General features: G+C 59.7%; 27 protein-coding genes. 10 read left to right on the top strand and 17 right to left on the bottom strand.

Translation table 11 applies throughout. The features are described 5' to 3' along the window. Window positions 1–230 precede the first annotated feature (230 nt). Window positions 231–1,622: an aldehyde dehydrogenase family protein gene (locus QRN20_RS16335; protein WP_122588163.1), complete on the bottom strand. Its 1,392-nt coding sequence runs from the start codon at window positions 1,620–1,622 to the stop codon at window positions 231–233. 102 nt (window positions 1,623–1,724) lie between these two features. On the opposite strand from QRN20_RS16335, the gene ptrR reads away from it, so the two are divergent. Beyond that, a complete protein-coding gene (ptrR, locus tag QRN20_RS16330; protein WP_029241571.1) occupies window positions 1,725–2,603 on the top strand; it encodes a putrescine utilization regulator PtrR in 879 nt (292 codons plus the stop codon). Window positions 2,604–2,616: 13 nt separating this feature from the next. Here the strand turns inward: ptrR and QRN20_RS16325 are convergent, their stop codons facing one another. Beyond that, a complete protein-coding gene (locus QRN20_RS16325; RefSeq protein WP_122588162.1) occupies window positions 2,617–3,708 on the bottom strand; it encodes a tartrate dehydrogenase in 1,092 nt (363 codons plus the stop codon). Window positions 3,709–3,808: 100 nt separating this feature from the next. Between QRN20_RS16325 and QRN20_RS16320 the strand changes: the two genes are divergently transcribed. After that, window positions 3,809–4,726, top strand: a complete 918-nt coding sequence (locus QRN20_RS16320) for a LysR substrate-binding domain-containing protein (RefSeq protein WP_058431301.1) — start codon at window positions 3,809–3,811, stop codon at window positions 4,724–4,726. 366 nt (window positions 4,727–5,092) lie between these two features. On the opposite strand, the gene QRN20_RS16315 is transcribed toward QRN20_RS16320, so the two are convergent. From QRN20_RS16315 to ribBA, 5 genes are all read right to left on the bottom strand, one after another. Continuing rightward, on the bottom strand, window positions 5,093–6,247 hold the full coding sequence (locus QRN20_RS16315) for an ABC transporter ATP-binding protein (RefSeq protein WP_122412858.1): 1,155 nt from the start codon (window positions 6,245–6,247) through the stop codon (window positions 5,093–5,095). Next, the gene (locus QRN20_RS16310; protein WP_029242141.1) at window positions 6,244–7,059 is read right to left on the bottom strand and encodes an ABC transporter permease; all 816 of its coding nucleotides are present in this window, start codon (window positions 7,057–7,059) and stop codon (window positions 6,244–6,246) included. Before QRN20_RS16310 ends, QRN20_RS16315 begins: the two co-directional genes overlap by 4 nt. A 6-nt stretch (window positions 7,060–7,065) precedes the next feature. Beyond that, window positions 7,066–8,022: an ABC transporter permease gene (locus QRN20_RS16305; RefSeq protein WP_122412857.1), complete on the bottom strand. Its 957-nt coding sequence runs from the start codon at window positions 8,020–8,022 to the stop codon at window positions 7,066–7,068. After that, on the bottom strand, window positions 8,007–9,032 hold the full coding sequence (locus QRN20_RS16300) for an ABC transporter substrate-binding protein (protein ID WP_004884808.1): 1,026 nt from the start codon (window positions 9,030–9,032) through the stop codon (window positions 8,007–8,009). The genes QRN20_RS16305 and QRN20_RS16300 overlap by 16 nt, the downstream gene beginning before the upstream one ends. Before the next feature lie 304 nt (window positions 9,033–9,336). Further along, window positions 9,337–10,446, bottom strand: a complete 1,110-nt coding sequence (gene ribBA / locus QRN20_RS16295) for a bifunctional 3,4-dihydroxy-2-butanone-4-phosphate synthase/GTP cyclohydrolase II (protein WP_088235149.1) — start codon at window positions 10,444–10,446, stop codon at window positions 9,337–9,339. 92 nt (window positions 10,447–10,538) lie between these two features. Between ribBA and QRN20_RS16290 the strand changes: the two genes are divergently transcribed. Together QRN20_RS16290 and QRN20_RS16285 are read left to right on the top strand one after the other, a co-directional pair. Then, window positions 10,539–10,829 (top strand): DUF1330 domain-containing protein, encoded by a 291-nt coding sequence (locus tag QRN20_RS16290; protein ID WP_004884812.1) that lies wholly within the window; start codon window positions 10,539–10,541, stop codon window positions 10,827–10,829. Window positions 10,830–10,904: 75 nt separating this feature from the next. After that, window positions 10,905–11,408 carry a GNAT family N-acetyltransferase gene (locus QRN20_RS16285; RefSeq protein ID WP_088235150.1) on the top strand — a complete coding sequence of 168 codons (504 nt, stop codon included), beginning with the start codon at window positions 10,905–10,907 and terminating at the stop codon, window positions 11,406–11,408. A gap of 92 nt (window positions 11,409–11,500) precedes the next feature. On the opposite strand, the gene QRN20_RS16280 is transcribed toward QRN20_RS16285, so the two are convergent. The 6 genes from QRN20_RS16280 to QRN20_RS16255 form a co-directional block, all read right to left on the bottom strand. Further along, the gene (locus QRN20_RS16280) at window positions 11,501–12,064 is read right to left on the bottom strand and encodes an NUDIX hydrolase (protein WP_088235151.1); all 564 of its coding nucleotides are present in this window, start codon (window positions 12,062–12,064) and stop codon (window positions 11,501–11,503) included. Between the two features lies 1 nt (window position 12,065). After that, window positions 12,066–12,818, bottom strand: a complete 753-nt coding sequence (locus QRN20_RS16275) for a GntR family transcriptional regulator (protein ID WP_004884817.1) — start codon at window positions 12,816–12,818, stop codon at window positions 12,066–12,068. Window positions 12,819–12,992: 174 nt separating this feature from the next. Beyond that, a complete protein-coding gene (locus QRN20_RS16270) occupies window positions 12,993–13,478 on the bottom strand; it encodes a flavin reductase family protein (RefSeq protein WP_004884818.1) in 486 nt (161 codons plus the stop codon). A 13-nt stretch (window positions 13,479–13,491) separates the two neighbouring features. Continuing rightward, window positions 13,492–14,973 (bottom strand): aldehyde dehydrogenase, encoded by a 1,482-nt coding sequence (locus QRN20_RS16265; protein ID WP_088235152.1) that lies wholly within the window; start codon window positions 14,971–14,973, stop codon window positions 13,492–13,494. After that, complete coding sequence (locus QRN20_RS16260) at window positions 14,970–15,803, bottom strand: alpha/beta fold hydrolase (protein WP_122428509.1); 834 nt, start codon at window positions 15,801–15,803, stop codon at window positions 14,970–14,972. Before QRN20_RS16260 ends, QRN20_RS16265 begins: the two co-directional genes overlap by 4 nt. 32 nt (window positions 15,804–15,835) lie before the next feature. After that, window positions 15,836–16,426, bottom strand: coding sequence for an amino acid synthesis family protein (locus QRN20_RS16255; protein WP_004884822.1), 591 nt, complete (start codon window positions 16,424–16,426; stop codon window positions 15,836–15,838). A gap of 238 nt (window positions 16,427–16,664) precedes the next feature. Between QRN20_RS16255 and QRN20_RS16250 the strand changes: the two genes are divergently transcribed. From QRN20_RS16250 to QRN20_RS16240, 3 genes are all read left to right on the top strand, one after another. Continuing rightward, a complete protein-coding gene (locus QRN20_RS16250; protein WP_004884825.1) occupies window positions 16,665–17,804 on the top strand; it encodes a glutathione-independent formaldehyde dehydrogenase in 1,140 nt (379 codons plus the stop codon). A gap of 67 nt (window positions 17,805–17,871) precedes the next feature. Beyond that, a complete protein-coding gene (locus tag QRN20_RS16245; RefSeq protein WP_029242145.1) occupies window positions 17,872–18,738 on the top strand; it encodes an SDR family oxidoreductase in 867 nt (288 codons plus the stop codon). Between the two features lie 245 nt (window positions 18,739–18,983). Further along, the gene (locus tag QRN20_RS16240; protein WP_122407185.1) at window positions 18,984–20,414 is read left to right on the top strand and encodes an NAD-dependent succinate-semialdehyde dehydrogenase; all 1,431 of its coding nucleotides are present in this window, start codon (window positions 18,984–18,986) and stop codon (window positions 20,412–20,414) included. 68 nt (window positions 20,415–20,482) lie between these two features. Here the strand turns inward: QRN20_RS16240 and pbpG are convergent, their stop codons facing one another. Beyond that, the gene (gene pbpG, locus QRN20_RS16235; protein ID WP_004884830.1) at window positions 20,483–21,424 is read right to left on the bottom strand and encodes a D-alanyl-D-alanine endopeptidase; all 942 of its coding nucleotides are present in this window, start codon (window positions 21,422–21,424) and stop codon (window positions 20,483–20,485) included. Window positions 21,425–21,675: 251 nt separating this feature from the next. Between pbpG and QRN20_RS16230 the strand changes: the two genes are divergently transcribed. Then, window positions 21,676–22,236: a hypothetical protein gene (locus QRN20_RS16230; protein WP_122500488.1), complete on the top strand. Its 561-nt coding sequence runs from the start codon at window positions 21,676–21,678 to the stop codon at window positions 22,234–22,236. Between the two features lie 199 nt (window positions 22,237–22,435). Here QRN20_RS16230 and QRN20_RS16225 read toward each other — a convergent pair whose 3' ends face one another. Further along, entirely contained in the window at window positions 22,436–22,618 is a 183-nt protein-coding gene (locus QRN20_RS16225; protein WP_025993962.1) for a hypothetical protein, read from the bottom strand. A gap of 172 nt (window positions 22,619–22,790) precedes the next feature. Further along, on the bottom strand, window positions 22,791–23,159 hold the full coding sequence (locus tag QRN20_RS16220) for a hypothetical protein (protein WP_004884836.1): 369 nt from the start codon (window positions 23,157–23,159) through the stop codon (window positions 22,791–22,793). Window positions 23,160–23,383: 224 nt separating this feature from the next. Between QRN20_RS16220 and QRN20_RS16215 the strand changes: the two genes are divergently transcribed. Beyond that, entirely contained in the window at window positions 23,384–24,196 is an 813-nt protein-coding gene (locus QRN20_RS16215) for a shikimate 5-dehydrogenase (protein WP_122435172.1), read from the top strand. 431 nt (window positions 24,197–24,627) lie between these two features. Here the strand turns inward: QRN20_RS16215 and QRN20_RS16210 are convergent, their stop codons facing one another. Next, window positions 24,628–25,296 carry a YceH family protein gene (locus QRN20_RS16210; RefSeq protein WP_122435171.1) on the bottom strand — a complete coding sequence of 223 codons (669 nt, stop codon included), beginning with the start codon at window positions 25,294–25,296 and terminating at the stop codon, window positions 24,628–24,630. 144 nt (window positions 25,297–25,440) lie between these two features. On the opposite strand from QRN20_RS16210, the gene QRN20_RS16205 reads away from it, so the two are divergent. Next, complete coding sequence (locus QRN20_RS16205; protein WP_004884851.1) at window positions 25,441–25,950, top strand: DUF1993 domain-containing protein; 510 nt, start codon at window positions 25,441–25,443, stop codon at window positions 25,948–25,950. Window positions 25,951–26,002 lie beyond the last annotated feature (52 nt).

Genomic DNA, 26,002 nt, shown 5'->3' with positions numbered 1-26,002 from the left:
GAGTCGCCGAGGGGCGAAAAGGTGACCTGAGCCGGGCGCTCGGCTCACTGAGTCCTGAGTCTGTGCCATTTGTGACGCGGAGCGTCACGGGAGGCGTGCCCACGCGGAGCGATGGGCACGATCATCAATCTCATACTGAATGATCGTTCCTACGCTCCGCGTGGGAATGCCGCTCAGGACGCTCCGCGTCCGCTACATGCGCCGACGCAGATGCGTGTTCAACAACCCCTTCAATGACGATCCCGCCATACGGTCTGGGCATTGGTGAATTCGCGTACGCCAAAGTGCGAGAGTTCACGTCCGTAGCCGCTTTTCTTGACGCCGCCAAAGGTCACGCGCGGGTCCGAGGCGCTGTAGCCGTTGATGAACACGCCGCCGGTGTCCAGCTCGTCCGCCAGTTGTTCGGCCAGTTCCAGATTGCGGGTGTAAACGGTGGCGGTCAGGCCGAAGTCGCTGTCGTTGGCCAATTCAAGCGCATGCCGGGCGTCGCGGGCGGTGATGATCGAGGCGACCGGGCCGAATAGCTCCTGCTTGAACGACGTCATCTGGTCGGTGACATCACCGAGCACTGTCGGCGCATAGAAATTGCCCTGACCTGTAATCCGTTCGCCGCCCAACAGCAGTGTCGCCCCTTCGGCCAACGTGGCCTGAACCTGTGCGTCCAGCTCGTCACGCAGGTCGAAGCGCGCCATCGGACCGATATAGGTCTCGGCCGACAACGGGTCGCCGATCACTAGCTTGCGTGTTTCCTCAACGAACCGGCGGGTGAATTCCTCGACCACACCGTCTTCGATGATCAGACGCTTGGCCGCTGCACATACCTGCCCGGTATTCTGGAAACGGCCGATGACCGCAGCTTTCACGGCCTGATCCAGATCCGCGTCATTGAGCACGATGAACGGATCGGAGCCGCCGAGTTCCAGTACGCTCTTCTTGAGCGCGGCACCCGCTTGCGCACCGATGGCCTGGCCTGCACGCACGCTGCCGGTCAGCGTGACTGCGGCGATCCGCGGATCGGCAATGGCCCTGGAGACGCCATCCTGAGTCGCGTTGATCACCTCGAACACACCGTCGGGAAAACCGGCGCGCTTGAACGCGTCGAGCATCAAGTAAGCGCAGCCCATCACATTGGGGGCGTGTTTGAGCACATAGGTATTACCGGCCAGCAACGTCGGCACCGCGCCGCGCAGGACTTGCCAGATCGGGAAGTTCCACGGCATGACCGCGAGAATCGGGCCGAGTGGGCGGTACTCGATGCGTGCCTTGTCGTTTTCAACCAGAGTCGGCTCGGCCGCCAGCATTGCGGGGCCTTGCGCTGCGTACCAGTCGCACAATTGGGCACATTTCTCGACTTCGCCCAGCGCCTGTTTGATGGGCTTGCCCATCTCCTGGCTGATCATCTGCGCGATGGCATTCGCGTCTTCACGCAAGGTCTTGCCCAGCGCAATGATCAGCTGTGCACGCTCGTCGATGGTTTTGCGCTTCCAGACCGAAAAGCTCGCCGCAGCGTGGGCAAGGCTGTTTTCAAGCTCCGCATCGGAGGCAAACGGGTAATGACCGATCTGTTCGCCCGTGGCGGGATTGGTCGAAATTGCATGGGTCTTGCTGGAAATAGCAGTCATGGCGCCATCCTGTTCAGGTGGGGAATGAAACCAGAATAAGTCCGTGACATGCTCTGCGAAACTGAATAATATTGAGCATATCTTTCACGTTTGGAGAATGGTGTGGATCTGGTCCAGCTGGAGATCTTCAAGGCAGTTGCCGAGCACGGCAGCATCAGTGCGGCTGCGCAGCATATCCATCGGGTGCCTTCCAACCTGACCACGCGCATCAAGCAACTGGAACAGGACCTGGGCGTTGAGCTGTTTATTCGTGAAAAGCTCCGGTTGCGGCTGTCGCCTGCCGGCTGGAATTTTCTCGACTACACGCGGCGTATTCTTGATCTGGTTCAGGAGGCGCGGTTGTCAGTGTCTGGCGAGGAGCCGCAGGGTCCGTTTGCACTCGGCTCGCTGGAAAGCACGGCGGCGGTGCGGATTCCGGCGTTGCTGGCGGCTTATAACCAGCAGTACACCAAGGTCGAGCTGGACCTGAGCACTGGCCCCTCCGGCACCATGATCGACGGGGTGCTTGCAGGTCGACTGGTTGCGGCGTTCGTAGACGGCCCGGTATTGCACCCGTCACTGGAAGGCATACCCGTATTCGAAGAGGAAATGGTGGTGATCGCACCGCTGCAGCACGCGCCGGTGACCCGTGGACGGGACGTGAGCGGGGAAAGTATCTATGCCTTTCGCGCCAACTGTTCGTACCGGCATCATTTCGAGCGCTGGTTCACCGATGACGCTGCCGTGCCGGGCAAGATCCACGAGATGGAGTCCTACCACGGCATGCTGGCCTGCGTCAGCGCTGGCGCGGGTCTGGCGCTGATGCCCCGCAGCATGCTGGAAAGCATGCCCGGTTGCAGCACGGTCAGTATCTGGCCGCTGTCGGAAGCCTTCCGTTACCTGCAGACCTGGCTGATCTGGCGCCGTGGCACGGAGTCACGCAGTCTGACGCGCTTTATCGAACTGGTTCAGGCGCAGGGCGAGTCGCTCAAGACGGCTTGAGCGACTCGCCGGTTTACGCCTTCGAAAGCCTGGCGGCGATCGCTTGACCCACGTCCTGCGTCGAGCATTTGCCGCCCAGATCCGGAGTGATATTTCCGCTGGCGATGACCTGCTCGATGGCACCGACAATCTCGTCGTGTGCTGCGGTGAATCGCTCGTCACCCTGACCCAGAAACTCCAGCATCAATGCGCCCGACCAGATCATGGCAATCGGGTTGGCGATGTTCTTGCCGAAGATGTCCGGAGCCGACCCGTGGACCGGCTCGAACAGGGACGGAAAATTGCGTTCCGGGTTGAGGTTGGCCGACGGTGCGATGCCGATGGTGCCTGCACAGGCCGGTCCAAGGTCGCTGAGAATATCGCCGAACAGGTTGGACGCCACGACCACGTCGAAGCGTTCCGGTTGCAGCACGAAGCGTGCACACAGGATGTCGATGTGCTGCCGGTCCCAACTGATCCCAGGATATTGACTGGCCATCGCCTCGGTACGTTTGTCCCAGTAAGGCATGCTGATTGCCATCCCGTTGGATTTGGTCGCCGATGTCACGTGTTTGCGTTCACGTTTGCTGGCCAGTTCGAAGGCGTACTTGAGAATGCGGTCGACGCCACGGCGGGTGAACACCGACTCCTGCAGGACGAATTCGTTTTCGGTGTTTTCGAACATGATGCCGCCCAGGGACGAGTATTCGCCCTCGGTGTTTTCCCGTATCACGATGAAGTCGATATCGCCGGGCTCGCGGTTGGCCAGCGGGCAGGGCACGCCGGGAAACAACCGTACCGGGCGGATGTTGGCGTACTGGTCGAACTCACGGCGAAACTTGAGCAGCGAGCCCCACAGCGAAATGTGGTCTGGCACCTTGTCGGGCCAACCCACGGCACCGAAGAAAATCGAATCGAAGCCTTTGAGCTGTTCGAACCAGTCGTCCGGCATCATCTTGCCGTGCTCAAGGTAATAGTCGCAGCTGGCCCACTCGAAGTATTCGAACTCCAGTTCGATGCCATGGCGAGCGGCAGCGGCCTGGACGACCCGTACACCTTCGGGCAGCACTTCCTGGCCGATCCCGTCTCCGGCGATGGCCGCGATGCGCAGTTTCTTATTATTCATGGCGAGGCTCTCTCTGTGGATGGGTTGCTCAGGTTGCTTATGCTATAAGCACACGAAACAAAGATAATCAGCCGCTCAATGCATTCAAGGAACACGGTTCGTGAATAATTACCCCAGCCTCGATGACCTGAATGTGTTCGTCCACGTTGCGCGACGCTCCAGCTTTGTGGGCGCGGCGAACGAACTGAGCATGTCTGCGGCTTACGTGAGCAAGCGCATTCGCCTGTTGGAGCAGGGCATGGGCGTTGTGCTGCTGCACCGCTCGACGCGTCAGGTGTCGATCACCGAGGACGGCGAGCGGGTCTACGAATGGGCCAAGGGCATTCTGGAGTCGGTGCAGCAAATGGGCGACGAGGTTGCGGCGCTGCACGACGAGCCCAGTGGCCTGCTGCGTGTGGTCAGCAGCCAGGGTTTCGGTCGCCGGTTCGTGGCTCCGGCGCTGTCGGAACTGGCGGCGCGCTACCCGAAGCTGGACATCCGTCTGGACATTCAGGACCGGTTGATCGATCTGATCGAGGAGGGCGTCGATCTGGATATTCGAGTCGGCAACGAAATAGCGCCGCACCTGCGGGCTCGGCATCTGGCGAGCAACTGGCGGGTGTTATGTGCCAGCCCGGCCTATCTTGCCCAGCGCGGCGCCCCCATGAGCCTGTCAGAACTGGCCAACCATGACTGTCTGGTCATCAAGGAGCGTGACCGGCCATTCGGTATCTGGCACTTGAACGGGCCGCAGGGCGCTGAAACGGTCAAGGTCACCGGCAGTCTGTCGACCAACCACGGCGAGATCGCCCGGCAATGGTGCCTTGATGGGAGAGGCGTGTTACTGCGCTCACTGTGGGACGTGCGCGATGATCTGGCCGAGGGGCGGCTGGTTCAGGTGCTGGCAGATTATCGTCAGGAGGCGGACATCTGGGCGGTGTACACCTCGCCACTGATGCGCTCGGCCAAGGTGCGGGTCACGGTGGAGTTTCTGCGTGAGTTTCTGGCGCAGGGTCAGGTCGGGGTGGATGAGCAGTAGTTGGCAGCGTCATCTTGATTTCGGACTGTGGGAGGCGGCTTGCCGGCGATGAACGATGACGCGATTTTCCTGAAATACCGCGTTGACTGCATCGCCGGCAAGCCGCCTCTTATCAAACAACCCGTAAACCACTGAAGGAGCGCGATTTTGTGGGAGCGGACCGGGCGGCGTTCCGTTTGTCCGCGAATACTGTATTTCAGGCGATGAATATTCGGCGGATGTACTGGCCTTTTCGCGGACAAGTCCGCTCCCACTGAGTTTGATGCGCGGCAGCGCTACGCCGAAGACGTGGTGGCGCCTCGCACAGGTGTTACGTTCTTCAACAGATGATGCGTAATCCAGAACGACCGGTCAGTCCAAAACAGATCAATGCGCCCCGGCAGCCTTGTTCAGGTCGCTGTCTGTCCATTCGGTGTAGATACAGGCATCCGCCGCCGCCCAGCGCACTTTCACCGCATCGCCTGCCTGCATCGGCATGCCGGTGGCCGACAGCGCCTTGACCGTCATGGCGGTGCCGCCAGCCGTCACCACCGAACAGGTCTGGCTTTCACCCAGAAACAGTACTTCGGTCACCGTGGCATTCACCTCGTTCCAGCCCGGCTCAAGCGCAGTGGCCGCCGCCTGTTGCAGGCTCAGGGCCTGCGCCTTTTCTGGCCGGATCATCGCCAGCACGTCCTGATCGGTCTTCAAACCGTTGGTGATGCGGATCGCCAGCGGGCTGCCTTCGAACGTTGCAACGGCATTACCCTGAGCCTTGAGCCTGAGGAAGTTGGAGTTGCCCAGAAACGAGGCGACAAAGGCGTTCGGCGGGTTCTGGTACAGGTCGTAACCACTGCCCAGACCGACAATCTTGCCGTGACTGAAAATCGCGATGCGCTGAGACAGGCGCATGGCTTCTTCCTGGTCATGGGTCACGTAGACGATGGTGATGCCCAGACGCCGATGCAGTTGACGCAATTCGTCCTGCAGGTCTTCTCGCAGTTTCTTGTCCAGTGCGCCGAGCGGTTCGTCCATCAGCAGGATGCGTGGTTCGTAGACCAGCGCTCTGGCAATCGCAACGCGCTGTTGTTGGCCTCCGGACAGCTGAGAAGGGCGGCGATGGGCGAAGGCTTCGAGCTGCACCAGCTTGAGCATGGCGTCGACACGCTGTTCCCGTTCGGCTGCAGGCAGCTTGCGAATGGCCAGCGGGAAGGCAATGTTGTCGCGCACACTCAAGTGCGGAAACAGCGAGTAGCGTTGGAACACCATACCGATGTCGCGCTTGTGCGGCGGCACGTTAACCAGCGACTTGCCCTCCACCAGAATCTCGCCGGAGCTTGGGGTTTCAAAACCGGCCAGCATCGATAGCGTGGTGCTCTTGCCCGAGCCGCTGGAGCCCAGGAAGGTCAGGAATTCGCCGTTCTGGATATCCAGAGAAATATTATCGACGGCCGCGAAATCGCCGTAATGCTTGTTGAGGTTGCACAGGCTGACCAGGGTCTTCTGATCGTGTTGCGCGGTGTCTTTGATCACGGCACTCATGAGGTACTCCTGGCTTCGTTGCGGCGACGCAGGGTCGCGGCGATGAACATGACCAACACCGACAGGGCAATCAGCAGTGTCGAGGCGACGGCGATGACCGGGGTCAGGTCCTGACGCAGCGTGGTCCACATTTTGACGGGAAGGGTTTGCAGGGTCGGGCTGGCCATCATCACGCTCAGCACCACTTCGTCCCACGAGACCAGAAATGCAAACAGCGCACCAGCCATCATGCCGGGACGAATGCCGGGAAAGGTGACCTTGTAAATCGCTTGCAGGCGTGACGCGCCACAGATCACGGCCGCGTCTTCAATCGACTGATCGAACAGCTTCAGCGAGTTGATGATGGAAATGATGGTGAACGGCAGCGCGACGATCACATGACTGACCACGAACGAAAACAGCGTGCCGGTGTAGCCGAGCTTGAGGAACAGCGCGTAGACCGCCACCGCGATGATCACCAGCGGCACGATCATCGGCAGAGTAAAGACGCCGTACAGCAGGTCGCGACCGGGAAACCTGCCACGCACCAGCGCAAACGCGGTCGGCAGGCCCAGCGCTACCGCACTGATGGTTGTGAGGATGGCGACCTTGAAGCTCGACATCGCCGCATCCATCCATTCCGGGTTGGAAAAGAACTGCTGATACCACTTGAACGTCCAGCCCGGCGGCGGGAACACCAGCCACTGGGACGAGCCGAATGACAGCAGCACGATGAACAGGATCGGCAGCAACAGGAACAGCGCAATCAGCCCGGTGGTCAGGTACAGCCCCGACCGCAGGCGAAGGCTCATGGCATTGGGTGTCAGGAGCATGGCGGCTTACCTCCCGTTGCTGGCGCCGACCGGAGATTCCGGCTGGAGCTTGAGATAGAAGTAGAACAGCACCAGGGTGATCACGATCAGCAACGCAGCGGCGGCGCTCGCCAGCCCCCAGTTGAGGAACGACTGCACCTGCTGGACGATGAATTCAGGCAGCATCATGTTTTGCGCGCCGCCCAGCAAGGCAGGGGTGACGTAGTAACCCAGCGACATCACGAACACCATCAGACCGCCGGAAAACAGACCCGGACGGCACAGCGGCAGAAATACCCGGAAGAAGTTGGTCCATGGACTGGCGCCGCAAATGGAACCGGCCTGCAACACCATCGGGTCAATGGCCTGCATGGTTGCCTGCAGCGGCAGGACAATGAACGGGATCATGATGTAGCTCATGCCGATCACCACGCCGGTCAGGTTGTGCACCATCTCCAGCGGTTGATCGATGATACCCATGGCCATCAGTGCCTTGTTGATGACGCCCGAGGCCTGCAACAGCACCAGCCACGAATAGGTTCGGGCCAGCAGGCTGGTCCACATCGACAGCAGCACGATATTGAAGATCCAGCGTCCCCAGCCGCGTGGCACCAGGGTGATCACCCAGGCCAGTGGAAAACCCAGCAACAGGCTGAACAGTGTCACCAGGCCTGCGACCGAGAAGGTATTGATCAGTACCCGCGAATAAGCCGAGTTGGCAAACAGTTGCTCATAGTTGCCCAAACCCGGAACGGGTTCGAGCACGCCACGCAGCAGCAGGCCGATCAAGGGTGCAAAGAAGAACAGTCCCAGAAACAACAGCGCGGGTATCAGGTTACGACTGCCGCGCCAGCGTTGTGCCAGAGAAGGGGTTGGCTGCATGTTCGTCGCCTTGCCTGAAACCGCGCCGGTGGTGCTCGAAGCACCCCCGGACGGATGGGGTTGACCGGACACGACAGCCGTCATTTTTACTTGACCAGCCATTCGTTCCACCGTGTCGCAATGTCCGGACCGTTCTTGGCCCAGTATGCGAAGTCGAGAGTGATTTGGTCTGCGCCGTAAGCCGTTGGCAGATTCTTCGCCAGGGTCGAGTCAAGGCGCGGCACGCTGTCCAGGTTCACCGGGGCGTAGGCGCTCAGGTTGGAGAAGTCGGCCTGGCCTCTGGCGCTGGTGGCTTCGGCGATGAACTTCATCGCTGCGTCCTTGTTTTTGGCACCTTTTGGGACGACCAGAAAGTCGGCCATGACCAGGTTCTGCTTCCAGCTCACGCCAACCGGAGCGCCGTCCTGTTGCAGGGCGTACACGCGGCCGTTCCACATCTGGCCCATCGAAGCCTCGCCGGACGCCAGCAACTGCTGGGACTGCGCGCCGCCGCCCCACCAGACGATGTCTTTCTTGATGGTGTCGAGTTTCTTGAAGGCGCGATCCAGGTCCAGCGGATAGAGCTTGTCGGCGGCTACACCGTCAGCCAGCAGGGCGAGTTCGAGTACGCCGGGGCTTGGCCATTTGTACAGCGCGCGTTTGCCGGGGTAGGTCTTGGTGTCGAACATGGCGGTCCAGTCGACGGGCTTTTTGCTGCCCAGCTTGTCTTCGTTATAGCCCAGCACGAACGAGAAGAAGAACGAGCCGACGCCATTGTCCGAAGCGAAGCGGGGATCGATGCGATCACGCTTGATGGTGTTGAAGTCCAGAGGTTCCAGCAGGCCCTCGGCGGCGGCACGCAGGGCGAAGTCCGCTTCGACGTCGACCACGTCCCACTGCACGTTGCCGCTTTCGACCATGGCCTTGAGTTTGCCGTAGTCGGTCGGTCCGTCCTGCACGACGGTGATACCGCTGGCCTTGGCGAAGGGAACCGCCCACGCCTGCTTCTGGGCGTCCTGCGTCGAGCCACCCCAACTGACGAAGTTGACGCTGTCGGCGGCCATGGCAGCAACGCTCGAGAAAGCCAACACACCGGCCATCAGAGCCGCCGTTGCACGTTTGTTCAACACCATTTTCACGCCCTCATTTGTTGTGTTTTGAGCGGGCATTTCATGCCCGCATAATCGGGAGCAGTAGGTCCAATGGGCCTTTGAAACCAGTCACTGTCAGAAGCTTTTTATTGATGCTGTCCCCGTGCCGGAGGCGCCTGACAAATCGTTGCGGCTGTGGAATGTCATATTATGGTATTCCAAACTTTGTGCAAGTATTTTGCCTCTGTGTGGCTATCGACCTGTCGTTTTATCTGCTTGAAACCCAGCGTTTGCAGGCCGTTCGGGCAGTGCCGATCAGCAATTGTCCTGTTGTCAGATCAAGCGTTCAGCCTGGAAATGGAATGCTTTCAACCACTTCCAGATCGTAGCCAGTCAGGCCTGCGTACTTCAGTGGCGGGCCGAGGTGGCGCAGTTTGCCGACGCCCAGGTCCTGCAATATCTGCGCGCCGGTGCCGACTTCCGAATAGATGCGCGACTGTGAGCGGGTGTACTGACGTGGCGGCTGGGTGAGGTGTGGAATTCGCTCCAGCAAGGCTTGCGATGACTCATGATTGGCGAGCACCACGACGATCCCGCGACCTTCTTCGGCAACCTTCTGTAATGCAGCCCAGAGCGTCCAGTTGGCAGGCCCGGTGTATTCGGCGCCGACCAGATCACGCAATGGATCGACCACATGCACTCGCACCAGCGTGGGTTCGTCGCGGCGCACATCACCCATGACCATGGCCATGTGCACGCCGCCTTCGATGCGGTCTTCATAAGTGAACAGGCGGAAGGTGCCGTGCACGGTAGGCAGCTCACGTTCGCCGATTCTGACGATGGTGTGTTCGGTACTCAGCCGGTAATGGATCAGGTCGGCGATGGTGCCGATACGGATGCCATGCTTCTCGGCGAAGCGCTCCAGATCGGGACGCCGGGCCATGGTGCCGTCATCGTTCATGACTTCGACAATGACCGAGGCGGGCGTGAAACCGGCGAGCCGTGCCAGGTCACAACCGGCTTCGGTATGCCCGGCGCGGGTCAGCACGCCGCCCTCGCGGGCCCGCAGCGGGAAGATGTGGCCCGGTTGCACGAGGTCTTCCGGAACCGCCTGCGGATTGACGGCGGCCTGAACGGTACGTGCTCGATCTGCAGCGCTGATGCCGGTCGTCACGCCCGTGGCCGCCTCAATGGAAACCGTGAATGCGGTGGAGAACACGCTGCCGTTACTGGGCACCATCTGCTCAAGGCCCAGACGCTGACAATGCTCATCGGTCAGGGTCAGGCAAATCAGTCCTCGTGCCTCACGGGCCATGAAACTGATGGCCTCGGGCGAGCAGCAATCTGCAGCCAGCAACAGGTCGCCTTCATTTTCGCGGTCCTCGTCATCGACGAACAGGACCATCTTCCCCTGACGATAGTCTTCAATGATGTCTTCGATGCGATCGAATGCCATGGTCGGATCCCGGTGTTATGGATGAGTTATTGTGGTATACCATAAGACAGAATATTTCACAGATTCCCTATCATTGAAACAGTGAGATCACGATGAAGGCTTATTGGATTGCACACGTTGACGTGACCGACCCTCAGCAGTACAGCGAATATACCCAGCGCGCGCCAGCCGCTTTCGCGTTATTTGGTGGCAAATTCATGGCTCGCGGAGGTCGGTCCGAAGCGCTTGAAGGACGAGCGACGCCGCAACGCACTGTGGTGATTGAATTCGAGTCGTACGAACAGGCAGTTGCCTGCTATAGATCACCCGAGTATCAGGAAGCCATGAGCCATCGAAAGGGCGCATCGAAGGCGGAGATCGTGATTGTTGAAGGGATGGAGTAGGGCGCTGGCGAGGGCTGGTCAGAGGCGGGTCATGGCATCTAGACTGAGCGCCCCTGTATTAGTGGACTAAACACAGTGCATGCTCCCGCTTCCAGTATCGTCATCCAGTGCCTGGCTGAAACACACCTTGAAAGCCTTGCCGCGCTTTATAACGATCCGGCTGTTTGCCGCCAGGTATTGCAGATGCCGTACCAGTCGGTCGAGGTCTGGCGCAAACGTCTGGCTGCGAGCAATGAGCGGCAGATAAAACTGGTGGCCGTGCACGGCAATGAGGTGATCGGTCATATAGGTCTTGACCAATACACACGTATTCGCCAGACCCACATTGGTAGCATCGGCATGGTCGTGACCCCCGAATGGCACCGCAAGGGGGTTGGGTCGAAGCTGCTGGCTGCCGTGCTGGACGTCGCCGATAACTGGATGAACCTGCGCAGGGTCGAGCTGACGGTTTATGCCGACAACGAGGCTGCCATTGGCCTGTATCAGAAGTTCAGCTTCGAGACAGAAGGGCGGCTGCGTCAGTACGCGATACGTGACGGAATGATGGTCGATGCGCTGACCATGGCGCGGTTGCGGTGAAGTAAGCAGTGGTCAGTGATCTGGTGCATCTCTAGTGGGAATGCCTCTACGGACGCTCCGCGTCCAGCGATGTTGGGTCAGACTCACCACCCTTACCGAATGAAATGCACCTTCCCGGTATCATCATTGCCGATGTAGAGGCCATACACCCCGGCCTGGCGTTCTTCGATATAACGCTCCAGGATCTGGCGGATGGCGGGGTAGTAGATGCTGTCCCACGGAATCTCTTCGGGGGCGAAGAACTTGTAATCCAGCGTCTCGGGGCCGAACTGGCCAGTGATTTCCAGCGCGATGGCGCGGAAGATGATGTACACCTCGCTGATCTGCGGCACGCTGAAGATCGAGTAGGGCGAGATGATTTCGCCGCGTACGCCGCTTTCTTCCCACACCTCGCGCAGCGCCGCCTGTTCGGTGGTCTCGCCGCTTTCCATGAAGCCTGCTGGCAGGGTCCAGGTACCGGGACGGGGCGCAATCGCACGCTGGCACAGCAGGTACTTGCCTTCCTGCTCGATGATGCAGCCAGCGATGATTTTCGGATTAACGTAATGGATGTACTGACAATTGCCGCATATCAACCGCGCATGAGTGTCGCCTGAAGGTATGCGCTGATCGAGATCAGCGCTGCCGCATTGGGGACAGAAGCGCGGTTGGGCCATTTCATCGACCTATGCGGGGTTCTTTCAGGGCCACTGGCGCCACGATCTCGCGGACCTTGGCGTCGTCGTCCTGCTTGGATTTGAGGTACTCGAGCGCGACGCGGGCGGCGTTGCGCACGTGATCCACCGAGGCCTGATGTGCGGCCAGCGGATCGCCGCTCTTGATGGCTTCGACGATCAGTTCCATTTCCTTGTTGCTGGCGCCGCGACGGTTTTCCTGGGAGACCGAAGTGGCACGCAAGTAGCTGATACGGGCCTGCAACTGACGCAGCTGGGTGGCGGCGACGTGGTTGCCCGAACCTTCCAGCAGCACGTCGTAGAAGCCCTGCACCGAATCGATGACTTGTTGCAGCTCGCCTTCCTTGAGCGACTTACGGTTCACTTCAAGGGCTTTTTCCAGCGCCTTGATGTCCTTGGGCTTGGCACGCAGGGTGAACAACTGGACGATCAGCCCCTCCAGCACACACCGCAGCTCGTAGATGTCGCAGGCGTCTTCCAGTGTAATGATGGCAACGCGCGGCCCCTTGGCATCGGCAAACTCCACCAGCCCTTCGGACTCCAGGTGACGCAGCGCCTCGCGTACCGAGGTACGGCTCACACCCAGACGATCACACAAGTCACGCTCGACCAGACGATCTCCCGGAAGCAGCTGGAAGTTCATGATCGCGCTACGCAATTTGTCCAGCACGATCTCGCGCAGGGTAACGGGGTTGCGGTTGACCTTGAAGTTGTCGTCGAGTGGCAGGCGTTTCATCGGGTGTGCTCGGAGTGGGGCTGTCAGATAAAAAACACGGCCTTTGGAACTGGCCGCGTTCATGTCGGCAGCCCTCGATTCAAGCGGGCTGCTGCATGGCCCGGAGCTGTAAACCGGGTCGCGGCCGAGTTTATCACGCTGTTGCCCGCATCCACCAAAACCGACAGGACTGCGTCAGACCAGCGCGGGCAGGGCGCCCATCTTGCCGCGGTGGTAAACCATCGGCGTGACAGGGGTGGCCGGCAGGATCAGGTTTTTCACTGCGCCGACGATGATCGCGTGGTCGCCGCCATCGTATTCACGCCACAGCTCACACTCGATGATCGCAGTAGCGTTATTGAGCAGCGGGTTGCCCAGATCGCTCAGGTGCCACTCGATGCCCTTGGTCTTTTCCTTGCCTTTGCTGGCGAAGGCATAGGCTTCGGCCTGTTGATCGGCCGAGAGCAGATGAATCGCGAATTTCTTGCCGTCGCGCAGCACAGGATAGGTGTCCGATGCGTAGTTGGGGCAGAACAGCACCAGTGCCGGGTCGATGGACAACGCACTGAACGCACTGGCAGTGATGCCTACCAGATTGCCTTCCGGGTCCAGCGCAGTGACGATGGTGACGCCTGACGGAAACGACGCCATCACTTCTTTATAAATACCGGGTTCGATCATCGCAGCGGCCTCGTTAACGCATTACAAATGGATCAGGCATGGGCGCCTGCGAAAGGTTGATCCACACCGTTTTCAGTTCGGTGTAGGCCAGCACAGAGTCTATCCCGCTCTCGCGACCATAGCCGCTGTTTTTGAAACCTCCGATGGGGGCCATCGCCGAAACGGCGCGGTACGTGTTGACCCAGATGATCCCGGAGCGGATATCGCGCGCCAGACGATGGGCGCGTCCCAGGTCGCGGGTCCAGATGCCCGCAGCCAGGCCAAACTGTGAGTCGTTGGCAATCGCCAGCGCCTCGGCCTCGTCCTTGAAACGGATCACGGAAGCCACCGGACCGAATACTTCTTCCTGCATGATCTTCATCGAATTGCGGTCGCATTCGAACAGGGTCGGCTCGTAGAACCAGCCGTCGCTGGCCAGTTCCGGCCGCTTGCCGCCCAGACGCAAGCGTGCGCCTTCGGCCAGTGCATCAGCGACCAGACCTTCGACCACCGCCAATTGTTGAGCGGTGGCCATCGGACCCATTTCGGTCGTTTCGTCCTGCGGGTTACCGATGCGAATACGGCGGGCGCGTTCGACCAGCCGCTCGACAAATTCGTCGTAGATCTCGTCCTGCACCAGCAGTCTCGAGCCGGACACGCAGCTCTGGCCCGATGCTGCGTAGATGCCCGCAACGGCGCCGTTGATGGCGCTGTCCAGATCGGCGTCGGCAAAAATGATGTTGGGAGACTTGCCGCCCAGTTCCAGCGACAGTTTGGCGAAATTTTCCGCACTGCTTCGGACCACATGACGCGCCGTGGCAGCGCCGCCGGTAAAAGCAATCTTGCGCACCAGCGGATGGCGGGTGAGGGCCGCGCCCGTGGTCGGACCGTAACCGGTGATGACGTTGACGACGCCCGGCGGAATCCCCGCTTCCAGCGCCAGACGGGCCAGCTCCAGTACCGTGGCGGAGGCGTGTTCGGAAGGCTTGAGCACGATGGTGTTGCCCGCCGCCAGCGCCGGAGCGAGCTTGATGGCGGTCAGGTACAGCGGGCTGTTCCACGGGATGATGCCAGCGACTACGCCCATCGGTTCATGCACGGTGTAGGCGAACAGGTCTGGCTTGTCGAGGGGCAGGGTACCGCCTTCGAGCTTGTCGGCCAGCCCTGCGGTGTAATGAAAGAACTCGGGCAAATAGCTGACTTGACCACGGGTTTCACGGATCAGTTTGCCGTTGTCGCGGCTTTCCAGTTGCGCCAGTTGCTCCTTGTTCTCGGCAATCAGATCGCCCAGCCTGCGCAGCAATTTGCCGCGTGCGGTCGCGGTCAGACCACGCCACGCCGGGTTCTCGAAAGCTTTCTGTGCGGCCTGCACGGCGCGCTCCACGTCCGCTTCGTCAGCGTCGGGCAACTGCGCCCAGGGCTGCGCCAATGCCGGGTTGAGGCTGTCGAAGGTCTTGCCTGAAAGTGCGTCGACCCAGAGGCCGTCGATGCACATCTGAAAACGGGTGAGGCTCATGCAACGATCCCCTTTATCGAGTTGTGAACACGCGCCGACTTGTCGAGAAAGTCCAGCAGCACCTGATTGACCAGGCGCGGCGATTCCACCGGCATCATGTGGCGTTGGTCAGGCAGTATCGCGACCTCCGCGCCCTTGATGCGCATGGCCAGTTCCCTCGCCATTTCAGGCGTGGAGCCTGGGTCCAGCTCGCCGGTGGCAATCAGTGTCGGTGCGCGAATATCGCCCAGATCGTCGGCGCGGTACATATCCTGTGTGGCAAACAGCTTGTACGTGGTGAGGTAGCCCTGCGGATCGTTGCTCGCGAGATTCTGGCGAATGGCAGCGATCTGCGCCGGATTGGCCGCCTGATACTCGCGACTGAACCAGCGTGATAATGCTTCGGCCGCGTTGGCGTCCGGGCCGTGCTCGGCGGCCTGACTGGTGCGAGCGATGACTCCTGCGCGCTGTTGCGGACTGCGGTTGAACACGCTGTTGAGGATGACCATGGCCGACAGGTGCTTTGGAAAATGCAGCGCGAAGGCCCGTGCAACCAGCCCGCCCATCGAGAACCCGATGACCGACGCCTGCGGCAGGCCCAGATGCTCCAGCAGCTCGCGCAACTGTTCGGCATAACCGGGCAGGCCGGTGTCCGGGTCAGGCCGCGGGCTGGCACCATGGCCCAGCATGTCATAAGCAATGACCTGGTAATGCGGGGCCAGGCCGACAATCTGGCCGCCCCACATTTCCTTGTTCAGGCCCACCCCGTGAATCAACACCACGGGGTGGCCTTGGCCGGTGGCCAGATAACTGGTACCCGCCGGGGTGCATTCAGCGGTGAGCTGATTCATGGATCGCTCCTGCGCAGACTGGATGAAGGGGATCACTGCGCTTTTTCAGCGGCCAGTTCTTCCAGGTCGATGTAGCGGTTGCCGATGCGCGGATGCAGACGTCCGCCGTTGGCGGCGCCCAGCACCACGACAATTTCGTCGGCACGTGGCGAGTCTTCGATGTGCATTTCCAGGGTGATGTAGTGCGAGCGCAGACCTTCGTCGTCCTTGTGCATCATCGGAATCTGGATGGAGGTACCTGGTCCGCCACGCTTGTTGGTGAAGCTCAGATAGCTCTTGGCCTTGACCGCTTCGCGGTAATGATTGCCGAAGCGCAGGGTGTGGATCACCGCCGATGCATGTTCGATTTCGCCGTCTGCACCAACCACGGCGGCTTTGCCATAGGCTTCGATCCTGTCGGCGCCGCCGATGGCATCGGTCAGACGTTTGACCATCAGTTCGCCCAGATCCGAGCAATTGGCGCGGATCTCGGGCTTCAGGTCTTCGACAAAACCATTGCCCAGCCACGGGTTCTTGATCACGACCGCCAGCCCGACCATGGTCACCGGTTTGTCGGTGGCCTTGCCGCCTTCAATGAAGGTTTCTTCGGTGTAATTGACGATCTTGCGGATTTCAAAGCTCATGAAGGACTCCCGGAACGAGCACTATTGTATTTCGTATGATGGTATACCATAAGATTGCTCGTGCAAGCGTTTTTCTTCTTCTGGTGGCGGGTCGGGCAAATTGGCAAAGTGCGTTGCCCGGAAATGACCATTCGTCAGGTGTCAGAGCCATCGCTTTGAACACGCGCCCTCATGTCGTGACAGATATTCGGTGAGCTATTAATCGCTCATCCTATTTTTCACTTCAGGAGAGCCAAGCATGAAAGCCATCGTCTATAACGGGCCGCGCGATGTCAGTGTCAAGAACGTGCCGGACGCGAAGATCGAGAAGCCAACCGACGCTCTTGTCAGAGTGACAACCACCAATATCTGCGGCTCCGATCTGCATATGTATGAGGGCCGCACCTCGTTCGAGACCGGGCGCATCTTCGGTCACGAAAACCTCGGCGAAGTGATCGCCGTCGGTGCCGGCGTCGACCGCATCAAGGTTGGCGACCGGGTCTGCCTGCCGTTCAACATCGGCTGCGGCTTCTGCGAAAACTGTGAAAAAGGCCTGACCGGTTTCTGTCTGACCGTTAATCCGGGCAGCGCTGGCGGGGCTTATGGTTTTGCCGACATGGGTGACTACGCAGGCGGCCAGGCCGAACTGCTGCGCGTCCCTTACGCAGACTTCAACTGCCTTTTGCTGCCGGAAGATGCTGTCGAGAAGGAAGACGACTACGTCATGCTGTCCGATATCTTTCCTACCGGTTGGCACGCGACTGAACTGGCGGGCTTGCTGCCGGGCGAGAGTGTCGCGATCTACGGCGCAGGCCCGGTCGGCCTGATGGCCGCGCACTCGGCCATGATCAAGGGCGCGTCGCAGGTCTTCGTGGTGGACAACCATCCGGATCGACTTGCCCTGGCGGCGAAGATGGGCGCCACGCCGATCAACTCGGTCGAGCAGGAAGCGGTCGAGCAGATTCTCAACCTGACAAATGGCAAAGGCACCGACCGGGGTTGTGAGTGCGTCGGCTATCAGTGCTGTGACCGCCACGGGCATGAGGCCAACCACCTGACGATGAACAACCTGGTGGCTTCGACCAAGCCTACCGGCGGAATCGGTGTCGTGGGCGTATTCGTCCCGCAGGATCCGGGTGCCAAGAATGATCTGGCCAAGGAAGGCAAGATGGCCTTCGACTTCGGCGCGTTCTGGTTCAAGGGCCAACAGATCCGCACCGGTCAGGCCAACGTCAAGGCGTACAACCGTCGCCTTGCCGAACTCATCCACCACGGACGCGCCACGCCGTCGCAGATCATTTCCCACCGTCTGAAACTGGAAGAAGGCCCTGAGGCCTACCAGCACTTCGACGCCCGCGACAACGGCTGGACCAAAGTGGTGCTCAAGCCCGCTGCCTGATTGCATCACCTGACCAGATGCCCCACGTCGCTGCGGCGGTGTGGGCTTCGTAATCAAGGAGACCAATATGAAAGATTTCGAAAGCTATCCAAAACCACCGTTTCCCAAGCAGGCTCAGAAAGTGCCGGGTGAGCAGGGCAGGATGGAGCCGTATCCCGATTGTGGCGAGAAGAGCTACACCGGGCATGGTCGTCTGCAGGACAAGATTGCCTTGATCAGCGGTGCCGACAGCGGCATCGGTCGCGCTGTGGCCATTGCCTTTGCCCGTGAAGGCGCACAGGTTGCAATTTCCTATCTCGACGAGCACGAAGATGCCAAAGAGACCGCGCGCTGGGTCGAAGAAGCTGGCAGGAAGTGTCTGTTATTGCCGGGCGATCTGGCAAAGAAAGAGCAGTGCGAATACATCGTGAGCAAGACCGTCGAAGAGTTCGGTCGCATCGATGTGCTGGTCAACAATGCTGCGTTCCAGATGAGCCATGAAACCCTGGAAGAAATCAGCGATGAAGAGTGGCTAATGACCTTCGATGTAAACATCACGGCGATGTTTCGCATCTGCAAGGCCGCAGTGCCGCATATGGGGCGTGGTGGGTCGATCATCAACACCAGCTCGGTGAACTCGGACATGCCCAAGGCGACGCTGCTGCCTTACGCTACGACCAAGGGAGCGATTGCCAACTTCACCGCGGGTCTTGCGCAAATGCTGGGCGAGAAAGGGATTCGCGTGAACAGCGTAGCGCCGGGTCCCATCTGGACGCCGTTGATCGTCTCGACCATGCCCGAAGAAGAAGCTTCGAGCTTTGGCGGCCAGACGCCACTGGGCCGTCCGGGTCAGCCAGTGGAAGTGTCGCCGATCTACGTGTTGCTGGCTTCGGACGAAGCGAGCTACATCTCGGGCACACGCTACGGTGTGACCGGCGGCAAGCCGATTCTTTAACGGCTTTTCAGATCGCCCGCGAGGGCAGCGTCATCATGAACGCTGCCTGAATCGCGGGCTTTTTTTATGGTTTTTTTCAGCCTTTCACACTTTATTGCCATTGGGTCAGGCAGGCTGAAAATGAACACGATGGTCGGCGACCTCGCGAAGTCGCTTGACCATTAGGGGTATACACCCCTAAATTCGTTTCAGTATTTTTCGAGCGCGCACCTCACGCTCCTCGCAACGACCCATGGAGAGTTGCCATGTATCCTGATGTACAGCTTTATATAGACGGCCAATGGCGCGCCAGCCGTGATGGCCGCACGATTTCAGTGATCAATCCCGCCACCGGGGATTCACTCGGTACCGTCGCCCATGCAGGCATTACCGATCTGGACGAGGCACTGGTTGCCGCCGAGAAAGGCTTCACCACTTGGCGTAATACCTCGGCCTACGACCGTTACAAGATCATGCAGAAAGCCGCGAATCTGGTCCGTGAGCGTGCCGACGCTATCGCTCGCATCATGACGCAGGAGCAGGGCAAGCCGCTGGCTGAAGCGCGCATGGAGACCCTGTCTGCCGCTGACATGATCGACTGGCTGGCTGAAGAGGGTCGCCGCAGCTACGGCCGCATCGTGCCGTCACGTGGCGTGAACATCGAACAGAAGGTCGTCAAGGAGCCGGTCGGTCCGGTGGCGGCGTTCACGCCCTGGAACTTCCCGATCAACCAGGTGGTACGCAAGCTGTCGTCGGCGCTGGCTGCCGGTTGCTCGATCATCGTCAAGGCACCCGAAGAAACCCCGGGCTCGCCTGCCGAGTTGATCCGCGCCTTCGCGGACGCTGGCGTGCCAGCCGGTGTGATCGGGCTGGTGTATGGCGACCCTGCAGAAATCTCCAGCTACCTGATCCCGCACCCCGTGATCCGCAAAGTGACCTTCACCGGTTCCACGCCTGTCGGCAAACAGCTTGCGGCATTGGCAGGCAAGCACATGAAGCGTGCGACCATGGAACTGGGCGGCCACGCGCCTGCGCTGGTCTTTGATGACGCTGATATTGATCTTGCCGCTCGGGTGCTGGCCACCGCCAAGTTCCGTAACGCCGGTCAGGTCTGTGTCTCGCCAACGCGCATTCTGGTGCAGCGCAAGGTGCTGGCGGCGTTCACCGAGAAGTTTGTCGGCCTGACGCAGGAAATCAAGGTCGGCAACGGTCTGGAGAGCGGCACTACCATGGGGCCGGTTGCCAATGACCGCCGCATCCCTGCGCTGGTGGACCTGATCGAAGACGCCGTGAAGAGCGGTGCAACCCTGTCAACGGGTGGCAAGGCAGTGGAAGGGCCGGGCTACTTCTTTCAGCCGACCGTATTGAGTGGTCTGACTCCGGCCATGCGCATCATGAACGAAGAGCCATTTGGCCCCGTCGCGCTGCTGGTGCCGTTCGACACCGTGGAAGAGGCGATCGCCGAGTCCAACCGGGTGCCTTTCGGTCTGGCGTCCTACGCGTTCACCACGTCGATGAAGACTGCCCAGGCGCTCAGCACTTACATCGAAGCGGGCATGCTGTCGATCAACCATCAGGGCATCGGCTTGCCGGAAGTCCCGTTCGGCGGGATCAAGGATTCCGGTTATGGCTCTGAAGGCGGCACCGAGGCCATTGAGGCGTACTTGAACACCAAGCTGGTGACTCAGTACAACTGATTGTCCGCGTTGTAAGCAAAACGGCCGCGATGTCTGCACATCGCGGCCGTTTTTTTAACCCGGTTCGATCAGTCCCGAGCCTGAATCCCGGTCTGTTTCATGACCAGATTCTTTTCTTTCTTGTACTGCAACGCCACTTCCGGCGCCGGACCACTCTGGCCGGTTTCCATCCACTTGCGCAGGCGGCTGGCGTCGGCAAAGTGCGTGTACTTGCCGAACGCATCGAGAATGACCACTGACACCGGGCGGTTGGCCATGGTCGTCAACAGCACCAGGCAGTGACCGGCCTGATTGGTGAAGCCGGTCTTGGTCAGCTTGATGTCCCAGTTTTCCTTGCGAACCAGGTGATCGGTGTTGTTGAACACCAGGCTGTAGGCCGGTTTGCGGAAGGTCACTGTCTTGGTTTCGGTGGTGCTCAGTTCGCTCAGCATCGGGTATTTGCGCGCTGCCATGACCAGCTTGGTCAGGTCACGGGCGGTCGACACGTTGTAGACCGACAGGCCGGTGGGTTCGACGTAGGCGGTGTGCTTCATGCCCAGCGCCTTGGCCTTGGCATTCATCGCCAGGATGAAGGCCGGATAGCCGCCCGGATAGCTGTGCGCCAGACTGGCAGCCGCGCGGTTCTCCGAAGACATCAGGGTGATCAGCAGCATGTCCCGGCGATTCATTTCGCTGCCCAGCTTGACGCGGGAGAACACGCCCTTCATTTCCGGTGTCTGGGAAATATTGACCGGGATGACTTCGTCCATTGATTGTTTGGCATCCAGCACTACCATCGCGGTCATCAATTTGGTGACAGAAGCGATGGGCACGATCACGTCAGGGTTACTGGAATACAGGACCTTGTCGGTTTGCAGGTCGATCACCATGGCGCTGCCGGAGGCCAGGTGCAGGTTGGAGGGATCACGATTGAGAGCGGCGGTTTCGTTTGCCAGGATGGAAGTGGAAAATGCCGAACCCGTAAGTACACATAATAGGCCCAGAACAGACAGACGAATTTTCAAGAACAAGGCTCACTCGATAAGGTACGTAAAAGAAAGGAACAGGCTGGAACCCGGCATTTTATGAGTAGGCTTTCACTTATGTCGATGGGAGTCGTAGGGCGTTTCGTCAATAAAATCGGAAAACAGCGCTTCGTTAAGTTGCGGTTAAGTAGGAAAAGTGTTCAAAACGCTCTGCGTCTTGAATATTCGTGGTGCTGCAAGCCTGCACCGATTAGCATTCCCAGCCATCGAAGGTCATGGATTCAAGGAGTCGCGTAATGCTCAAGGGGTTTATCGGCAAGGATTACGTTGTACTGGTAATCGCCGCATCACTGGTTGCCGTGCTGCTGTTGCTGGCCGGCTTTTTTACCCGTCCTTCGGACTGGGCAGGCTGGATGCAGGCCATTGCCCTGATCGTTGGCATGATGGTCGCGATTGCCGTCCCGGCCATCCAGCGCAGGCAGGAAGCGGTTGTGACCAACAAGCAGCTGCGTGATCGCGAGACAGGCTATGCGCGGCGCATGCAGTACCTGTGCGGCGAATTGAGTGAATTGCACGGGCGCATCAACCTGAATCTTGCGCATCTGCGCGCCAGTGACCGCCATAGCCTCAAGTTCACGCTGCAGGATTTTCTGCATCGCCTGTTCGAGTCCCACAAACAGGACCTGAACGACGACCGCGTGGTGCTGGCCTATGAACTGCGTCAGGTAGCCAATGACCTGATGGACGAGCTGGACAGCGGTCGCAATGATCGTGTGGTGTTCATGGCACTGGAAAAGCGCTTGCAGAAGCTGACCCATCGCTGCCAGGTGAATGCGGCAATGGCTGAGCGGACGTGATTATGACGTTCGAGCAGGCGGTTAACGCATGACGTGCTCAATAGCGAGTTTTCGTGGGTCCGGTGTCTACTGCGCAACAGCGCTATGCCGTGTTCCCCGTAATTGCTGATATTTCCCAATAAAAAAACCGCATCAAACGATGCGGTCAAGGGAGAGTGCGGAGCAACGCACGACGTACGGTGAGCTACCGGGCAGGGCGTCAGCTGTGCAGGACGCGGCCTTTCAGTTCCTCGGAAAAAGCCTGGGCGACGGGCAGGGAAGCGAAGGGGCCGCTGACCGGTTCACCGTCCTGAATCAGGTACCAGCACGCCAGCAGACCGCGCTCTCTGAGCGGAGCCGGGACTGCGCTGCCTACCACCGACATGATTTGAACGTTGTTCATAGCGACCTCCATCTGTTCATGAGGCTACTGTACGTTCTGATCCCGGCAGGCAGAAATCGACGCTCTCAATAGTCGTCATTGACGGGAACGAGGGTTGAACACGTTGCGGTGCCGGGCAGGGCTGTGCGCAAGAAATGAAAAACCCGCCAATGAAGGCGGGTTTTTTGTGCCGTTACCAGCGACCGTGCGGGCCGTAGCCCTGGTAATAACCTGGAGGCGGGCCGTCATAACGACGGTAGTAGCGTGGCGGCGGAGCCGGATAGCGCTCTACAACTTCATACGCCGGTTGGTAGTAGACCACTGGCGGCGGAGGTGGCGGCGCGTAATAGACCTGCTGCACGGGCGGCTGGTAGTAAACCGGCTGACGCTCGACGTAGACCGTTCTGTCACGGCTGGAAGATACCGCTGCGCCCACCACGGCCGCGCCCACCAGCGCACCTACCACGGCTGGGCCACCCCAGCCACGATGATCGGCGTTCGCCTGACCTGCAAGGGCCAACGCACCTATAAACAAGGCAATCTTGGGGATTTGACGAATCATGAGTGTTCCTCGCTTTCAACCCGTTGTCGCGGGCCTGCATTAAGCTCAAGCACTGCCACGGGATAACTCTAAGACATCGAATTTGTAAAAAACTGCGAAATCGTTGAGTAAATTTTATGTAAGGTGTTTTCCGATCCGCAATGCCGGGCAACTTCATTCGGGTCAGCCAGGCGCAGTGTACGCCTGGCGTACAGATTTAATCCAATACCGTTCGGGAGAAAAACATGGCCATTACTGCCAACCGGGACACGTTATTGTGCATGTCCATGGCGGCGCGTCCGGGAAACTTCGGCGTGCGTTTCCATAACCATCTTTATGAACAGTTGGGCCTCAATTATTACTACAAGACCTTCGCGCCCAATGACTTGAAGGCCGCGGTAGCAGGCATTCGTGCGCTGGGCATCCGTGGCAGCGCCGTTTCCATGCCGTTCAAGGAAGACTGCATTGCGCTGGTGGACGAGCTGGATGCGTCGGCCGCGGCGATCCAGTCGATCAACACCATCGTCAATACCGACGGCCATCTGAAAGCCTTCAACACCGATTACATTGCTGTCGCGCAACTGATGCAAAGCCACGCAGTGCCGCATACACCGTTTGCCCTGCGCGGCAGTGGCGGCATGGCAAAGGCGGTTGCCTTCGCGCTGCGTGATGCAGGTTTTACCGACGGTTTGATTGTGGCGCGCAACGAGCAAGCCGGGAAACGCCTGGCTCAAGCCTGCGGCTTTCGATGGCAGTCCGGGTTGGGCGATGAACGTCCTGCACTGCTGGTCAACGTCACGCCACTGGGCATGATCGGCCCGCAGTCTGACGAGCTGGCGTTCGATGAGGCGGCTATCAGTGCTGCGCAAACGGTTTTCGATGTGGTCGCCACGCCTGCGGACACCCCGTTGCTCCAGACCGCCCGACGTCTCGGTAAAAAGGTCATCAGCGGAGACGAGGTGGCTGCGATTCAGGCGTTGGAGCAGTTTGTGCTGTACACCGGCGTTCGCCCGACCGACGAGCAGTACCAAAAGGCGGCGGCCTTCGCCCGAGGCTGAGCCCTCATCGTGATACACAAGTCTGGAAGACGCGCAAAACGGAGCCAAAACGTAAGTATCTGAATGAATGCATATCCTGTGGGAGGCGGCTTGCCGGCGATGGCGTCAGTTCAGTCACTGACAGGTCGCTTCAGAAAAAGCATCGCCGGCAAGCCGCCTCCCACAGTAGTCCGTGGTGCAGTAAGACTTGAGTGCATGGGCATGATCGGCGTGCTTGAGACCACTCTGATCGTTCCTACGCTCTGCGTGGGAATGCCTCCCAGGACGCTCCGCGTCCGCTCTTGAACGTGGCGCCGTTGAACACGTCATGCGTCCGACTCACTGAATCCGCAGTCTGTGCCATTTGTGACGCGGAGGGTCACGGGAGGCATGCCCACGCAGAGCGATGGGCACGATCAGGGTTGAGGCGGACTGGTGTATCCGCCGACCTGTCAGTGCTGTTCGAGTCTGGCCAGCCGTTCTTCGAGAGCGGCCACGCGGGCTTCGAGTTCTTCGATACGCTCGTTCGACGCGCCAGTGGCTGTGCTGCGGTCCGGTGCGTTCTGGCGCTGGGCGAGCAGCGCCTGCAGGTCTTCGGGATTACCCAGCGCGTGCATGTAACGGTCCTCGCGCTGGCCTGCCTGACGCGGTATCAAGGTCGCCAGACCTCTGGCGATCAGCCGCTCGAGTTGATGAACGACCTGCTCGGCGTCTTCGAAATCGTGCATGCGATTGCTGCGGGTGAGCAGCTCATTGACGGTCTGCGGGCCTCGCAACAACAGCAGCCCGGTCAGGATGACTTGCGCAGGCACCAGTTCCAGACCTTTGTCTACCTTGTGCTCCCAGCGGTCGGCGCGGCTGCCCATCACCAGCCGCGTCAAGCCCTGGCCTTCCAGTGCGCGCAGGCTCTGTCCAACCTGGCCCTGAGTCAGGTTCATGACCGGGTCGCGGCTGGTCTTTTGGTTGCAGGCCAGCACCAATGCATTGAGGGTCAGCGGGTAGGTCTCGGGATTGGTCGCCTGCTTTTCGATCAGACAGCCCAGAATGCGTACTTCGGTACTGGTGAGCTGCAAGGTCTCGGCGGTGTCGGGGACTTCGGTCGAAGAGGGTTCGGTGGACATGGACGCTTCCCTGAGTAATGACGGTGGATCAGACTATGAGCTGTTGCAGCATTTTGCCAGTGCATCCGCACGTGCGCCGAAAAGACTGACGGCCTTTCGCGTCAGGCAGGTCTATAATTGCGCCTTTCTCAATCAGGATATGTCATGTCTATTTCCCTGTATGCCGCTTCGATTCCTGTCTTCCAGCAAATGCTCAATGCGTTGAGCGACGTTCTGACCAAGGCTGAAGCCCACGCAACCGAGAAGAAAATCCAGCCGCCAGCGCTGCTGCAGGCTCGTCTGTTCCCGGACATGCTGCCGTTTACCCGTCAGGTGCAGATCGCGGTGGACTTCGCCAAGGGTGCCTCCGCGCGTTTGGCAGGTGTCGAGATTCCGCAATATGACGACACTGAAACCAGCTTTGCCGAATTGCAGGCGCTGCTGGCCAAGACGCTCGAATTCATCGGCAGCATCAAGCCCGAGCAGGTCGATGGCAATGAAGGCATCGAAATCGTGCTGCGTCCCGGCACCGAGAAAGAGCGCCGCCTGAACGGCCAGGCGTACCTGCTGAGCTACGCCTTGCCGCAGTTCTTCTTCCACGTGACCACCGCTTATGACCTGCTTCGCCACAATGGCGTCGAGATCGGCAAGCGCGATTTCATGGGCAAGTTCTAACGTTGTCGATGTAAGCCGGATCTTCGTGGGGTCGTTGCATGCGCATGCCGCA

The sequence above is a fragment of the Pseudomonas sp. fls2-241-TYG-175 genome (genome assembly GCF_030209155.1).
GTDB classification, from domain to species: domain Bacteria; phylum Pseudomonadota; class Gammaproteobacteria; order Pseudomonadales; family Pseudomonadaceae; genus Aquipseudomonas; species Aquipseudomonas viridiflava.
Note: the sequence above shows the minus strand (reverse complement) of the source record. Positions and strands in the feature narration are given on the sequence as shown.

Coding starts and splice junctions, on each gene's coding strand:
- QRN20_RS16335 (WP_122588163.1), bottom strand. CDS start 1,622: ATGACTGCTATTTCCAGCAAGACCCATGCAATTTCGACCAATCCCGCC.
- QRN20_RS16325 (WP_122588162.1), bottom strand. CDS start 3,708: ATGAATAATAAGAAACTGCGCATCGCGGCCATCGCCGGAGACGGGATC.
- QRN20_RS16315 (WP_122412858.1), bottom strand. CDS start 6,247: ATGAGTGCCGTGATCAAAGACACCGCGCAACACGATCAGAAGACCCTG.
- QRN20_RS16310 (WP_029242141.1), bottom strand. CDS start 7,059: ATGCTCCTGACACCCAATGCCATGAGCCTTCGCCTGCGGTCGGGGCTG.
- QRN20_RS16305 (WP_122412857.1), bottom strand. CDS start 8,022: ATGGCTGGTCAAGTAAAAATGACGGCTGTCGTGTCCGGTCAACCCCAT.
- QRN20_RS16300 (WP_004884808.1), bottom strand. CDS start 9,032: ATGGTGTTGAACAAACGTGCAACGGCGGCTCTGATGGCCGGTGTGTTG.
- ribBA (WP_088235149.1), bottom strand. CDS start 10,446: ATGGCATTCGATCGCATCGAAGACATCATTGAAGACTATCGTCAGGGG.
- QRN20_RS16290 (WP_004884812.1), top strand. CDS start 10,539: ATGAAGGCTTATTGGATTGCACACGTTGACGTGACCGACCCTCAGCAG.
- QRN20_RS16280 (WP_088235151.1), bottom strand. CDS start 12,064: ATGGCCCAACCGCGCTTCTGTCCCCAATGCGGCAGCGCTGATCTCGAT.
- QRN20_RS16275 (WP_004884817.1), bottom strand. CDS start 12,818: ATGAAACGCCTGCCACTCGACGACAACTTCAAGGTCAACCGCAACCCC.
- QRN20_RS16270 (WP_004884818.1), bottom strand. CDS start 13,478: ATGATCGAACCCGGTATTTATAAAGAAGTGATGGCGTCGTTTCCGTCA.
- QRN20_RS16265 (WP_088235152.1), bottom strand. CDS start 14,973: ATGAGCCTCACCCGTTTTCAGATGTGCATCGACGGCCTCTGGGTCGAC.
- QRN20_RS16260 (WP_122428509.1), bottom strand. CDS start 15,803: ATGAATCAGCTCACCGCTGAATGCACCCCGGCGGGTACCAGTTATCTG.
- QRN20_RS16255 (WP_004884822.1), bottom strand. CDS start 16,426: ATGAGCTTTGAAATCCGCAAGATCGTCAATTACACCGAAGAAACCTTC.
- QRN20_RS16250 (WP_004884825.1), top strand. CDS start 16,665: ATGAAAGCCATCGTCTATAACGGGCCGCGCGATGTCAGTGTCAAGAAC.
- QRN20_RS16245 (WP_029242145.1), top strand. CDS start 17,872: ATGAAAGATTTCGAAAGCTATCCAAAACCACCGTTTCCCAAGCAGGCT.
- QRN20_RS16240 (WP_122407185.1), top strand. CDS start 18,984: ATGTATCCTGATGTACAGCTTTATATAGACGGCCAATGGCGCGCCAGC.
- QRN20_RS16230 (WP_122500488.1), top strand. CDS start 21,676: ATGCTCAAGGGGTTTATCGGCAAGGATTACGTTGTACTGGTAATCGCC.
- QRN20_RS16225 (WP_025993962.1), bottom strand. CDS start 22,618: ATGAACAACGTTCAAATCATGTCGGTGGTAGGCAGCGCAGTCCCGGCT.
- QRN20_RS16220 (WP_004884836.1), bottom strand. CDS start 23,159: ATGATTCGTCAAATCCCCAAGATTGCCTTGTTTATAGGTGCGTTGGCC.
- QRN20_RS16215 (WP_122435172.1), top strand. CDS start 23,384: ATGGCCATTACTGCCAACCGGGACACGTTATTGTGCATGTCCATGGCG.
- QRN20_RS16210 (WP_122435171.1), bottom strand. CDS start 25,296: ATGTCCACCGAACCCTCTTCGACCGAAGTCCCCGACACCGCCGAGACC.
- QRN20_RS16205 (WP_004884851.1), top strand. CDS start 25,441: ATGTCTATTTCCCTGTATGCCGCTTCGATTCCTGTCTTCCAGCAAATG.